Genomic DNA, 13,931 nt, shown 5'->3' with positions numbered 1-13,931 from the left:
TCGCAAACAACCATGAAACCGAGGAAGGTAATGAAACCAGAAAACCTGTTTTCACGGATCACGGCGCTCACGCTGTTGATCCTGATGCTGGTATTCGCCGGTACACCACGGGCGATGGCCCAGTTCGACAGCGGAAGCTTCGTGGGCACAGTCGCAGACGCATCTGGCGCTACGATCCCACAGGCATCCGTCACTGTCACGAACATTGATACCGGTGTCTCTGTGACGACCAAGGCCGACGCTTCCGGTCACTACGAAGTGCCCGCGTTGAAAGCCGGTCGCTATCACGTGGAAGCCGTGTCTTCTGGTTTCTCGAAAGCTATTGCAGACAACATCACGGTACAGGTGGGCGGTCGTCAAAAGCTTGACCTCACGTTGAAAGCAGGCGGTGTGGATACGACCGTCGAAGTCAGCGACGTCGCTATCCAGGTAGAAACCGAAACCGCTCAGCGTTCGCAGGGGGTTTCGAACTATCAGTCGGCCGCACTGCCTCTGGTGACGCGTAACTATGCAGACTTGTTGGCACTCGTTTCCGGTGTGCGTCCCACCACAGACGCTGCACCGCGTGCGAACACGGCCAGCCTGGTGAGGTCGGGTTCGTTCAGCGTGAACGGCCAGCGCTCCATGTTCAACAACTTCCTGTTGGATGGCGTGGATAACAACGCGTACGGAGCCAGCAACCAGGGATTCGATAACCAGATCATCACGCCTCCACCAGACTCTGTTGCGCAGTTCAGTGTCATCACGAACAGCATGAATGCCGAGTATGGTCGCGGTCCCGGTGCAACCGTAAACGTGGCAACACGTGGCGGCACCAATGCCTTCCATGCCACCATCTATGAGTTCATCCGTAACACCAACTTGAATGCCATCGGCTACTTCGCACCGACGGGCGGTGTGAAGCCACAGTTCAATCGCAATCAGTTCGGTGTGAACTTTGGCGGCCCCATCCTCAAGGACAAGTTGTTCTACTTTGTGGACTACGAAGGCTTCCGTCAGGTGGTGCAGCCCGTGGCGTTTGCCAGCCTACCGCTGTATAACCAGCGCGCCGGCATCCTCAGCGTGGACGTGCAGGATCCATACAACGGAACCATCTACTCACACGGAACCTCTGTCCTAGCATCTCCAAACATTTCACCGATCGCGAAGCAGGTGATTGGCTATCTGAATACGCTGACACCAATTGCATCAACAGTCACGACGTTGTCGAATGACTATCGCGGCAGCTCGCGCTTCACAGATAACTCTGACAAGGGAAGCCTGCGCCTCGACTGGCAGGCAACGAAGAAGGATGCGCTCTTCCTGCGGTTAAGTGACCGTAAGGAAAACGGAGTGAACTTTCCGACGCTGCCTTTGCCTCTTGATGGTGGATCGAACGGTGTGCAGCGCATCAAGGATCAGCAGGCGCTCCTTGGTTACACACACATCATCAACAACAATCAGATTCTGGACGTGCGTCTTGCATTGTCGCGCACGAAGGCTGGTAAGGCTTCACTCTCCATCGGCAATACAGACTTCTCCATCCCCGGTCTACCTTCTAACCCAGCAGTTGCGGGTGGTCTTCCAACAACTTCGATCTCAGGTGGCTTCTCGGCACTTGGTCGTCAGTCGACCAACCCGCAGTGGCAGAATCCTGCATTGCTTGATCCCAAGGTCAACTATTCGTGGGTGCGCGGTAAGCACTCTCTGAAGTTTGGCTATGAGTTTGAGCGTATCTGGATGTCGGTGCAGAACACCGATCCTCTTGGCGGCAGCTATACCTTCGCCGGTGGTTTCAGTAAGTGCCAAAAAGTGGTTACAGGTTGCTCCAGCACAGCGGCTGCTACCGATACTTACTGGGCGGACTTTCTCTTCGGCGCACCTAGTGGTTATGCGCTTGCCAGTTACTTCGTGGCGCACCTGCGCCAGAATCAGCATGCCATCTACGGTCAGGACGACTGGAAGGTCAACCCCAAGCTGACGCTCAACATCGGTTTGCGTTGGGAGTATGGTTCGCCGTATTACAACCTCGGCAACACGGTTACGAATTTCGATCCCAAGACCGCAACCATGTTGTCCGCGAAGAACAGTGGGGGCGTGTATGACAAAACTCTCATCAACCCTGACCTGAATGACTTTGCACCGCGTGTTGGATTTGCATACGCCATTGATCCGAAGACGTCACTGCGTGGTGGTTACGGTGTCGGTTATATTCACTACACTCGTGCCGGTCCCGGCGATCTGCTTGCCATCAACGCGCCACAGTCCATCAGCGTCGCGGTTACCCAAACTCCTACCACTGCAGGATTCCGCAGGACCCAGGATGGCTATCCCGCAGGTCTGACGGAAACCTTTGACCCGCTCAAGACAACGGTCATCTCGATCGATCCCAACCGACGCGATGGTTATGCGCATAGCTACTACCTGTCCGTACAGCGTGAATTGATGAAGAACACGCTCGTGGAAGTTGCCTATGTGGGCAATCAGGGCCGCAAGCTGGAAACGATCAGCAACCTTAACCAGAAAGATCCTTCCAAGAACTTTGCTCGTCCGATTCCGACGTGGAGCGAAATCACCAATCCGCGCAATGCTGGCATGGGTAATTACAACTCGCTGCAGTTGCGTTACGAGCAACGCTTTGTTGCTGGCCTGACCCTGCTCAACTCCTTCACGTGGGGGAAGAGTATGGACAACGACAGCGCATCGCAGGACAGCAACGGACCTTCACCGCAGGACGCTAACAATCCTGGCGGAGAGTATGCGCAGTCTGACTACAACCAGCCCGTCATTGACTCACTGAGTCTTGTGTACGAGTTGCCGTTCGGTTATGACAAGGCATTCTTCCGCCACAGCGGATGGCTGTTGAATCAGGTGATTGGTGGATGGCAGCTTAGCACCATCAACCAGTTTGCTTCGGGCACTCCGTTCAACATCGTCTACACGCCACCCAGTGCATACCAGGTGTCACCGGGCCTCAGCGCTACCAATCGCGGCGCGAACCAGTATCGTCCTAACCGAAACGCCGGTGTTCCGCTCGTGATTAACTCACGCGTTGGCACCAACCGTCAGTGGATCAACCCTGCAGCAGTGCAGATTCCGAACACCGTCGCGGCAACCCCAAGTCCTTTCGGGAACATGAGCCGCAATCCCGGCCTTGGGCCGTCGTACTACAACACGGATCTTGCTTTGAATAAGACCTTTGGTGCACGTGAAAGCGGCATCAAGGTGCAGTTCCGAGCAGAGGCTTATAACCTGTTTAACCATACGAACTTCGTTTCGCCCACAAACTCCAGCATCAGCGGTACTGTGGGTGGAGTGGGAACTACGGGCGGAACGCTCTCCGGAACCTTCCCGTCACGCATTCTTCAATTCGGTCTGAAGGTGAACTACTAATGAAGCTGCAAACAATGAGTGCACTGGCGTTGAGCTTTGCAGCACTCATAACCATCACCACACCGGCACAGGATGTCGCCGCAGCGAAAGAGCTGCGGCGCATCCCCGCCGCCGAGGCAAACCAGGGCGTCGCAACCGACGCCCGTTTTGTCTATGCGATTGAAGACGCGAAGATCGGCAAGTACGACAAAGCCACAGGCAAGCGCGTGGGGTTATTCGAAGGCGATCCTAAGGTTTTCATCCACATGAATAGCTGTTCTGTGGTGATGGGTGAACTGGTATGCGCGATGTCTAACTTTCCGAACGTACCGCAGATCAGTTCAGTTGAGTTTTTCAACAGTGCAACCATGAAGCATGTTCGTAGCCACAGCTTCGGTCCCACGCAGGGTTCGCTTACGTGGATCGACTGGCATGACGGCGCGTGGTGGGCCTGTTTCGCGAATTACGACAACAAGGGTGGTGATCTCACGCGGAACCACACCTTCACTACACTTGTGAAATACAACGCACAGTTTGTCCAGCAGGGAGCGTGGTTGTTCCCGTTGAATGTCCTGGAGAAGTTCGGCCACATGAGCGCATCAGGCGGTCGCTGGGGCCATGACGGTCTGCTTTACGTCACCGGACATGACCTGCCGGAGATGTATGTACTCCGTCTGCCGGAAGCAGGTGCGCGGCTTGAATATCTACGCACGATCGGTCTTCCCACCCAAGGACAGGCGTTCGATTGGGATATGGCAAAGCCAAATCATGTATGGACCATCGAACGGAAGCAAAGCGTGATGGTTGAGAGCCAGTTGCCCTCAACCCAATAAGATTCTCACGCTTCATCGATTGTTTGTCTCGTACCTCCGAACGAGGTTAGCCTTCGTTGCGGAGAGCAATCATAGGCTCAATGCTGGCCGCGCGGCGCGCCGGAAGCGCTGAGGCTATGAGTGCTGCGAATGCGAGTAGGAGAGCCGATCCAATAAGCATGACGGGATCCCACGGCTGAACGTGGAAGAGCTGATCCTTGAGAAGCTTTCCAGCAAGGATTGCGAGCGGGATGCCGATGCCAAGGCCTATGGCAATCTGCCAGAACGAACTGCGCAGAACCATGCGAAGCATATCAGCCCGCGTAGCGCCCACAGCCATGCGAAGGCCAATTTCGCTGGTACGTTGTTCGACCATGTAGGTCATCACACCGTATAGCCCAACAGCGGCAAGGAGAAGTCCAAGCACACCGAAGATGGTGGTGAGCGTAGCGATCATGTCCTGTTGCTGGAAGTCCGCGTCAACTACCGAAGTGTAGGGATTGACGTTGTTGAGAACGAGTTCGGAGTTGACTCCTGCCAGAGCCTTGCGGACCTGTTCTTCAAGAGCAGGCGGATTGTTCGGGGCCCACAGGACGATGTTGTAAAGGTAGTGCGACCAGCGATCGCCGTCGGTGAAGTTGGGATCGTCGTATTGCACGGATTGCGCTTCAGGAACCCAGAACATGGGACCGACCGGATCTTTATAGCCCCACGTCATGTAGCGGATATCGCGTGCTACGCCGATGACCTCAAATGTGCCGGAGTATTTCAGCCGGTCTTCGCCGAAGTGCTGGCCGATTGGGTTTTGTCCTTTGAAGAAACGGTTGGCGAAAGCCTGGTTAATGACAGCAACGTGACGAGTGGTAGCCGTGTCTTCTTCTGTAAACGCACGTCCGAGTGAGATCTTGGCGCCGATGGTGTCAAAGAAGGTTGGTGTAATACGAGCCCAACCAGCGCTTGAATCTGTCTTGGGATCAGGCTCGGGCTGCCCCTGCACGCGGATGCCTTCGTTCCAACTGTCGCCGGTCATCGGTGCATACGTCGCAGATGCAACGCCGCGGACACCGGGGATAGCCATGAGACGGTCGTTGATCTGACGGAAGAGCGGCTCCATCTGCTCCGGCTTGAGTGTGGAGAGGGTGGGATTGATCCAGGCGACGTAACGGCCATGATGATCGAATCCGAAATCCTGATGCTTGAGGTTGCTGAGGCTCCGTCCAAGCAGAGCTGCTGATGAGAGCAGCACGATGGACATGATGACCTGACCGATGACGAGCGCCTTCTGAGTAATTGAGCGATTGCTGCCAACGGAACGATTGGCTCCACGAAGCGCCTCGGCCGGATCAGCGTGCGATGTCATCCATGCAGGGCCAACGCCGAAGAGGACCCCAGTGAACACAGAGATGCCAAGGGTAAAGAGCAGGACGGTCCAGGAGGGTGTAGAGCTGATGGGAACGTAGTTGTCCTTGCCACCAATCTGAATCGCGAGATACAGGATGAGGCGTGTTCCCCAAATAGCGATTGCAATGCCGCAAGCCCCACCGATAACGGCGAGTGTGATCGTCTCGACGAGTGCCTTGCGAATGAGGCGTGCACGAGAGGCACCCATGGCGACACGAATCGCAATTTGACCACGGTCTTTCAAGCCGCGCGCCAGCATCAGATTGGCAAGGTTGCCACAGGCCACAAGGAGAACGCAGGCGGCAGCGATAAAGAGAAGCTTGAGGCCATCCTTGTAATCGTCTCGCATGGCGGTGACGCCATCGCCGCCTGGGATGAGATGAAGGGTCTGCTTCTGCCAAAGCTGCAGCTCGCCCGGTTCCATCTCGGGGACATGGCTACCAAGCCAGTCATGCAATTCGACGCGGAGTCTGGCTTCCAGCTTCTGTGGATCGGTACCGGGCTTAACGCGGCCGATGATATCCAGATAGGCAGCGCGAGATTTCTTCATGCGCGCCTGAGTTCCGGGAAGCGCCTGTTCTGACGCAATGGGGAGCCAAAAATCAGGCATGCCCCAGCCAGAGAGCTTCGCACCATAAAACCCTGGAGGAGCAACACCAATGATGGTGAACGCGTAGCCATTGATCTGGAAGCTGGAACCAACGACAGAGGGATCAGCACCATACTTTTGCTGCCACACACGGTGGCTCATCACAGCAACGAAGGGCGCGCCTTCCTTATCGTCAGCGTCAGACAAGAGTCGGCCAACCCAGGGCTGCACGCCGAATGTCCGGAAGAAGTTCCCAGAAACGTACTGTCCGTTGTGAGTGTCAACGGGTGCATGGGACCCTGCGCGACGGACACCAAGCGGAGCATTGCCCGCCTGCAATGCTGCAAGATCAGTGAACTCGGGGCTGTGATTGCGGAAGTAGTTATATGCTTCCCAGGAAAAGAGCGAGAAGTTGTTATCGTTGCCCTGCGTGTAGCCGCCCCAGTTGCAGCAACGGATTTTGTCGCCCACACGCCAAAGCTCTTCCGGTTTAGTGACCGGAAGCGACTTGAGCATGACCTGATGAACAAGCGTAAATATCGCCGTTGTGGCTCCGATGCCCAAGGCAAGGGTCAAAATTGCAGTGGCGGTAAATCCTGGAGCCTTCCGAAGCTGGCGTAGGGCGTCGCGCAGGTCTGTAAGCATGGGTCCTCTTGGCAGTGGGCTGCATTTGAATACGCATGCAAGAGGCTGTGCGGTTCCAAAAACTTTTACAAAAGTGAAACGAACAGAGAAATCCTGATTGCTGGGTGCACAATTGAGGACTGTATTCGAGACGATGACGGTCGCGAGCAAGAGGACTGGAGTGACGGCCTCGTATCGGATCGACGCTTTTATAGGAGTCTGAGAGGAGACACGAGATGCGGGAGATCAGGCATCAATCGTGTACCGAGCGTACGAGGGATGAAAGGTTTCTCACAGACCTGGTGTGAGTCATCCCCCGTCAAGAGCTTCCACGCCCGCTGCCTTTTCGGCAGTCTGTGCTGCAGTGCCTCAACTCGATTGATATGAGCTTACGCGATTCCGGGATTCCGTGGGTAAAAAAAGGGGCGACTCCGTAGAGTCGCCTTCTCCCAGGTCTGTGTTCATGATCAGTGTTATCCATGGAACACGATTTAGATAGTTACCAAGGACCCCAGACTCTTATGAATCGTGTAGGGACAGACGGCGTGACAACTTAGAAGGTTGAAAAGCGTAAAAGGAGAAGCGATCCGCGGTTCATCTTTTACGCTGTTCGCGTTGATGGGTGTCCCAACAAATCGTGTGAATTGCTATGGAATCGCCGGACATCTGAGCTTGTATGGAGGGATTTCTATGAAAGCGACGCAACAGCTTCATGATCTGGGACAAAGCCTCTGGCTGGACAACATTACGCGCGATCTTCTCAACAGCGGCACGCTGCAGCGCTATATAGACGATCTCTCCGTGACCGGCCTGACTTCCAATCCCACGATTTTCGAACATGCAATCTCGAAAAGCAGTTCCTATGACACGGATGTGAGCCGCCTAAATACGGATGGGAAAGCTGGCGAGGAGTTGTTCTTTGAGCTTGCATTGCAAGACCTGACCCGCGCGGCTGACTTGTTTGCGGGTGCGCACGAACGCACATCTGGAGTGGATGGGTGGGTCTCCCTCGAACTTTCTCCTCTCCTTGCTTACGACACCGCCAAATCCGTCGAAGCCGCTAAGCGTTTACATGACAAGGCGAATCGTCCGAATCTCTTCATCAAGATTCCAGGCACGAAAGAAGGCGTTCCAGCCATCGAGAAATCGATTGCCGACGGTGTTCCGATCAACGTCACGCTATTGTTCTCGCTTGATCAATACAAGGCGTCTGCTGAGGCATATCTGCGCGGCCTGGAACAACGTTTGGCCGCCGGACTTAGCCTTGATGTCCGCTCTGTTGCCTCCGTGTTCCTCAGTCGCTGGGACGGAGCCACGATGGACAAAGTACCCGAAACACTCAAGAACAAGTTGGGAATCGCAATCGGTCAGCAAGTCTACAAGGCATACAGGGATATGTTGGAATCGGATCGCTGGCAGCGCTTAGAAAATGCAGGTGCTCGCCCACAGCGTCTACTGTTCGCGAGCACTGGCACGAAAGATCCGAAGGCATCGGATGTGCTCTATATCAATGCCCTCGCGGCTCCCAACACGATCAACACAATCCCTGAAAAGACGCTCATCGCATTCGGCGATCATGGGACGGTGAGTGGCGCAATCCCGCGTTCCGGGGGCGATTTTGAACAAGTCCTGCATGACTTCAGAAGTGCAGGAATAGACCTAGACAAACTCGCCGCTGATCTTCAATCAGGTGGCGCAAAGGCATTCGAAGAATCATGGGGCCAACTCCTCAAGGCAATTGACGAGAAGAGCAAAGTTCTTCAGAGCACCACCTGATGAAGAGGATTGGCCCAGAGCATCACTCAAGCCCTTCTCTAATCCACCGCTTGTGAGACCGGAGTCTGGTAACGCTTCAACAGATGTTCGCGTTCCAGGTAGACGATTTCGCCTGCGGCCTGGCGCCGGTCAACCCACGCTTCGATGATCTCAATGCACGCGTGATCGATGTAGCGCAGTGAGAAGCCGTGGATGTAAATAGGAGGCCCGCTGGGTGTGTCGTCCAGCGTGCGCGAGATCTTGGGAATCGCTAGAAACGTGCCTACTCCGGCCAAGTGAATGTCCGTGCGATGATCCGTGGTCTCAACATCCAACTGCAGATGAGTCAGCTTCCAGAGTGTCCATAGGAGCGACAGTCCGATGCCTACAAGAACACCGGTCAGCAGGTTGGTTGCGACGATTGTGACCATCGACAGTCCGTACACGATGACGGGTGGCCAGCCGAAGCGGCGCAGATGAAGAATGTCCTTTGGCTTCACCAGTCGTATGCCGGTCAGAACCAGCACCGCTGCGAGTGACGCCATCGGAATCATCCGAAGTGTGCGAGCGAATATTGCGACGGAGATAAGCAGCCACAAGCCATGCAGAATTGTAGATCTGCGCGTTTCGGCCCCTGCCTGTACATTGGCGGAACTACGCACAATGACTCCTGTCATTGGCAGTGCGCCAAGAAAACCGCAGAGCATGTTGCCGATACCTTGCGCGGCAAGTTCCTTGTCATAGTTGGCGCGTACTTTGGTCTGCATCTGGTCTACGGCAGCTGCTGACAGAAGGGTTTCGGCGCTGGCAATGAATGCTAATGCGATCGCAGTTCCTAGCAGTGATGTCCAGCGTGTTGCGAGAAATGCAGATAGCGGTGTGAAGCTGACCATGTCGCCCAGGCTTGCCGGTACATCAATGCGACGGATGCCCAGATGCAGTGTCTGTGCCAACGCTGTTCCAGCCCCAATGCCGAGAAGAGCAGCGGGAACAAGCTTCAACTTTGCTGGTCGAAAGCGCTCCCAAAGTAAGATCACAAAGAGTGTGACCACACCTACTAACAGTGCCCACTCTTCCTTGCTGCCATCCAGTGGAAATAATCCGGCTGCAAGAGCTTCGCCCATGGCGAAGATGTTCGCTGGGCCAGTAGCTTTTGGTGCACGGTCCAACACGACGTGAAATTGTTGAATCACGATGAGTACACCAATGCCCGCGAGCATACCGTGCACCACCTCTGGCGAGATCGCGCGGAACCAGCGGCCCACGCGCAAGATGCCCGCGAGCAACTGAATGGCTCCTGCAACGACCAGAATGGGGCCCAGCGCTCCAATGCCGTGATCGTTTATCAGTTCAAAAACGATGACGGCCAGTCCTGCAGCGGGCCCGCTCACCTGCAGCGGCGAACCCGATAGGGTTCCCACCATGATGCCACCGACAATGCCGGTCACCAGACCGCGCGCGGGTGGCATACCTGATGCAACGGCGATACCCATGCAAAGTGGTAGTGCAACCAAGAACACGACCAGCGACGCGGATATGTCGCTGATCAGAGCATGTGGCTTTTTAAAAGATTGATTTGTGTTGTTCATCGAGACTCCTTCGTCGCACACATCTTCGTGCGTATGCGCGACCGCGCTGTTCTATACGCACGACTGCGCTGGCAATATGCGCACGTGCTAAGCGATCTGCGAGCGATTTAGGAGAGAGGAGGTCCGCGCGAAGAACCCGGTGCGCGTGGAGTAGACCCTCTCGCAATGACCGAAGCTTTCGCGAGAGGTTCCGCCACCAGCTCGGGGAGGGGGAGCGCAACAGCTAAGAACTGGGGATGCAGCAAGCGATTAATGTGTCCATCCGCGTGCGAGTCGCATTTTGCTTCAACGCGAAGCAATTGTCGGGAGACCATCGGCGAGTGAGCATGCGCAATATCGGGCAGCGACGCCTCTAGCGATTCCCAATCGTGCCAACGGCGTGTACGGCTGGAAGTCTTGCTTCCGGCGTGTGAAGGCAAATGGCGCCGGTTGTGATGAGGAGCATGGGAAAGTGCCCAATTCGGTGATGAGGCATTTCCCGAACACATGTGGAGGCCAAAGGCGAACGCCATCAGCAGCGTGATCCGGGCGACTTGCGGCAGGATCCTCATCGTGGAGAACGATCATGGCACAACCGATGTGCCATTGCCCAAGGAATTTATGGGGCCCGCGAAAAGAACTCTCGCCAGTTCTTCGAGGAACGTTGCAGGCCCGAGGTAAAAGTCCGAGTGCTCTCTAATCCGTCGGCTGCTGCAAAGCACTTTAAGCTCTCGCCAAACCGATCGAAAAGCCGGATCGCCTTTAGACACAATAGCTCCGAAGACTATCCGTTTGCCGAGGGCCAACACCTCAGGCCCACGTGCTCTCGAAAGAATCGCTTTTGGAAGACGAGACATCGAAGCAACGATCTGTCGCGTGAAAGATTCACGGTCCAGTCGGCATCGCGTCAGACAAAGTCACCTTGACGCGAGAGCTTCTCCGACTGCGGTCACTCGTCCCACATCGCTTTGAAAAACAAGGTCTACAACTTCCACCCGTATCAGAAGTGCATCCACGATTCCGGCGATTGCATGGCCGAAGCCGGACAAATAACAGACTTCATTCACAGTTAAATTCGTCACCCGATTTCAGTGAGGAGAACAAAATGGCAACAAAAGGAAAGGTACTGGTCTTAGTTTCGAGCGGTCACGGCCTGCCACTGAAAGATGGCAAGGTGTACACAGGCGCTGGCTACTATCTCAACGAATTGACGGTTCCGGTTCGGGAGTTGATGAAGGAAGGTTACGAAATTACTTTTGCCAACCCGAAAGGCAACACGCCGCAACTGGATGTGCATTCTGCTGTCCCCGATTTCTTCGGAGGAGATCAGAACAAGCTTCAGGACTATCTAAAATTCCGCGACACCCTGACCGGGCTAAAGAATCCAACTCCCATCTCGGACGTCATCGCGTCAGGCCTGGATCAATACGACGCCGTTTTCGTCCCCGGCGGCCATGGTCCCATGATGGACTTGCTTGATGATCCTGATGCTGGCACCGTGATGCGTCATTTTCATGAAACGTCCAAGCCTACGGCGGTACTCTGCCACGGCCCAATCTCTCTTCTTTCCGTACTTCCTAATTCGAAGGAAGTGGTTGCGGCGCTGATAGCAGGCGATGCAACCGGTGCTCGAACGAAGGCTCAAGGATGGGCATATGAGGGATACAAGATGACCATCTTCTCAACAGCAGAAGAACAGCAGCGAGAGCCGCTTGAGATCGGCGGTAAAGTTCTCTTTTATCCCGACATTGCTTTGCTTACGGCAGGCGGTGACGTAAGTGTGGCCGTTCCATGGCAGAGCTACGTAATTCAGGATCGTGAACTCATCTCAGGCCAGAACCCATTCTCCGATCAAGCGCTTCTAAAGCTTCTTCTACCGGCACTCGCTAAGAAGAAGTGAGCCGATACCAAGGATCGGCTCACCATAGGTTGAATCTGGTGACGGGGAGTCTATGCGCTGTCGTTACCGGTGCCCACTCGGGGCGGACGACGGAGCAGCAGAGGGTGCAGGCGCTGAAGCTGGCATGGGCGCGGAAACGTGGGGCGCTCCGCCACCGCCACCTGAATATCCACCGCCGCCACCGCGAGGACCAGCGACTGGGCCGCCGGAATATCCACCTCCGCTTGGACGCGGACCGCCGGAGTATCCGCCACCACCGCCCGAGTAGGCGCTGGGGTGCGGCCCGTTGGAATACCCAACCCCGCTGCCCGAGTAAGCACTGGTATGCGGGCTACTGTTATAGCTGCCGCCATTTATCGGTCCCCCAGCGCTGTGTACGCTGCTGCCGCCTCGTTCTGCGTAGGTGTTGTGCATGGTTTGAGTTTGATTGGTGGGGCGATTGAAGAATCCTGCCTCTCCGTTTCGAGCTCCGGGCACTCTGGCATCATGAGCAGCGAGATTGCTGTGACTTACAGGCGAGACGTCAGTTCGATTCACCGGGGTGAAGAGCACGGGGACATTGCTCGATCCAGTTTTGGCCGCCGTTTCTGAGAGCTTATTCAACTTGCCGAATTCGCCTCGCGGAATGCCGAGACCCGCCGAGTCATTGCGAAAGTTGAACGAGTTCGTAGCGCGATCGACCTGAGAAAACGTAAGCCGTTTCGCGTTCACCGCAATCAGAGAGCTTGTCTGCCCTGGGACCGGTCGAGGATGCGGCGGGGTGGGATGCACATGAATTTGATTGATGAAGTGATGGCGGCCATCCCGGCCCCAATACGGGTTACGACCACCGAGTCCATACCAGTTGCCACCGGGTTGCCATCCCCATCCTCCGCCGCATTGCAGCCATGAACCGTAATGGAAAGGAGCCCATCCCCAAGGATACGGCGACACCCAACTGTAGCCGCTTCCCGGATACAAGGCCCAAATGCCGCTGGAGTAGGGATCCCAGGCTGCAGAAACGAAGTAAGGCCGCCAGATACGACCGCAACCATCTACATCGGAGAACGCACCGTAGTAATTAAGGTCCGCAAGACCGTAGGAGGAACCTGAGCCTGCGAGAGCGTTGCCGTGGAAGTAACGCTGGTGGTATTCGGTCTGCTGCTCATCCCATTCATCAAAGGAGGCATCTTCGATACCTGCGATCAGGTCCGCCGGTGCGTGGGTGTTTGTGTTGAAGATAAGGCTCTTCATCTTGCCGACTTCGTGCGTGCCGGCGGTATTCGTGAAGTCAACTGAGCCGGAGATGACGGAAAGTCGACTTTCCGGATCCTTCACTTCCAATCGCAGGTGCGCTCCCGGCCGCGGCTTGATGACTCCGTCGCCTGAGGTCAGATCGAACGTATTGCCCTTGGTCTTGTTAAGCGAGACATAGACCGTTCCTCGAAGCACGTTCATGGACGAAATGGTGGCGCCCGTGGCCGTACGGCCGAGCTGGGTGAAATCCACTTCTGTCTGCGGGATCAGGCGAAGCGTGGTGCCGTCTTCAAATTCCACTTCCGCAGATCCTTCAAGAGTCATCAACCGAGCGCCCTGTGTGATGGGAAGGTTGTTGAAAGCGGCTTCAAAGCCGCGTTCGACATTGCGATCCATCTCAACTTTGCCAGTAGCCTGGCTCAGGCGGACGATGCGGATTGAATTTGCGGCGTCGGGGTTTTCATTGGACTGCGCATTGTTCGCATCGACGCGAAGTGCATCCGTGTTTGCTGGAGCAGATGGGGCAGGGACCGCGGGTGTCTGCGCCTGTGATGCTGTGCTGTAAAGCGCGACTCCCAGCGTAACGGTAAGAAGTGCAATCATTCGATTCATATCCGCCTCGCAACGTAGGTCGAATTGATGTGCCTGCAGCGAACTGCTTTAAGCAGGCCTCAAGAAACCAAACGAGTATAGGC

The 13,931-nt window shown here is 55.6% G+C and carries 7 protein-coding genes; 4 read left to right on the top strand and 3 right to left on the bottom strand.

Annotated features, from left to right (window positions below; all coding sequences use genetic code 11):
* The first annotated feature begins 30 nt into the window (after window positions 1-30).
* A complete protein-coding gene (locus BLT38_RS09520) occupies window positions 31-3,372 on the top strand; it encodes a TonB-dependent receptor (RefSeq protein WP_231966843.1) in 3,342 nt (1,113 codons plus the stop codon).
* Entirely contained in the window at window positions 3,372-4,184 is an 813-nt protein-coding gene (locus tag BLT38_RS09515) for a hypothetical protein (RefSeq protein WP_197674954.1), read from the top strand. The genes BLT38_RS09520 and BLT38_RS09515 overlap by 1 nt, the downstream gene beginning before the upstream one ends.
* Window positions 4,185-4,230: 46 nt before the next feature.
* On the opposite strand, the gene BLT38_RS09510 is transcribed toward BLT38_RS09515, so the two are convergent.
* Window positions 4,231-6,798 (bottom strand): ABC transporter permease, encoded by a 2,568-nt coding sequence (locus BLT38_RS09510; protein ID WP_083344959.1) that lies wholly within the window; start codon window positions 6,796-6,798, stop codon window positions 4,231-4,233.
* 669 nt (window positions 6,799-7,467) lie between these two features.
* On the opposite strand from BLT38_RS09510, the gene tal reads away from it, so the two are divergent.
* Entirely contained in the window at window positions 7,468-8,553 is a 1,086-nt protein-coding gene (tal, locus tag BLT38_RS09505; RefSeq protein WP_083344958.1) for a transaldolase, read from the top strand.
* Between the two features lie 38 nt (window positions 8,554-8,591).
* Here tal and BLT38_RS09500 read toward each other — a convergent pair whose 3' ends face one another.
* On the bottom strand, window positions 8,592-10,121 hold the full coding sequence (locus BLT38_RS09500; RefSeq protein WP_083344957.1) for a SulP family inorganic anion transporter: 1,530 nt from the start codon (window positions 10,119-10,121) through the stop codon (window positions 8,592-8,594).
* 1,084 nt (window positions 10,122-11,205) lie between these two features.
* Here BLT38_RS09500 and BLT38_RS09495 point away from each other — a divergent pair.
* Window positions 11,206-12,000 carry a type 1 glutamine amidotransferase domain-containing protein gene (locus BLT38_RS09495; RefSeq protein WP_083344956.1) on the top strand — a complete coding sequence of 265 codons (795 nt, stop codon included), beginning with the start codon at window positions 11,206-11,208 and terminating at the stop codon, window positions 11,998-12,000.
* Between the two features lie 63 nt (window positions 12,001-12,063).
* On the opposite strand, the gene BLT38_RS09490 is transcribed toward BLT38_RS09495, so the two are convergent.
* Window positions 12,064-13,848 (bottom strand): FecR family protein, encoded by a 1,785-nt coding sequence (locus BLT38_RS09490; RefSeq protein ID WP_083344955.1) that lies wholly within the window; start codon window positions 13,846-13,848, stop codon window positions 12,064-12,066.
* Window positions 13,849-13,931 lie beyond the last annotated feature (83 nt).

It is taken from the genome of Terriglobus roseus, from assembly GCF_900102185.1.
Classification (GTDB): Bacteria; Acidobacteriota; Terriglobia; order Terriglobales; family Acidobacteriaceae; genus Terriglobus; species Terriglobus roseus_A.
The sequence above is the reverse complement of the archived record's forward strand: the minus strand, read 5'-3'. Positions and strand labels throughout refer to the sequence as shown.

Excerpts from the sequence above, each read along its gene's own strand:
- BLT38_RS09520 (WP_231966843.1), top strand. The coding sequence starts at position 31 with ATGAAACCAGAAAACCTGTTTTCACGGATCACGGCGCTCACGCTGTTG.
- BLT38_RS09515 (WP_197674954.1), top strand. The coding sequence starts at position 3,372 with ATGAAGCTGCAAACAATGAGTGCACTGGCGTTGAGCTTTGCAGCACTC.
- BLT38_RS09510 (WP_083344959.1), bottom strand. The coding sequence starts at position 6,798 with ATGCTTACAGACCTGCGCGACGCCCTACGCCAGCTTCGGAAGGCTCCA.
- tal (WP_083344958.1), top strand. The coding sequence starts at position 7,468 with ATGAAAGCGACGCAACAGCTTCATGATCTGGGACAAAGCCTCTGGCTG.
- BLT38_RS09500 (WP_083344957.1), bottom strand. The coding sequence starts at position 10,121 with ATGAACAACACAAATCAATCTTTTAAAAAGCCACATGCTCTGATCAGC.
- BLT38_RS09495 (WP_083344956.1), top strand. The coding sequence starts at position 11,206 with ATGGCAACAAAAGGAAAGGTACTGGTCTTAGTTTCGAGCGGTCACGGC.
- BLT38_RS09490 (WP_083344955.1), bottom strand. The coding sequence starts at position 13,848 with ATGAATCGAATGATTGCACTTCTTACCGTTACGCTGGGAGTCGCGCTT.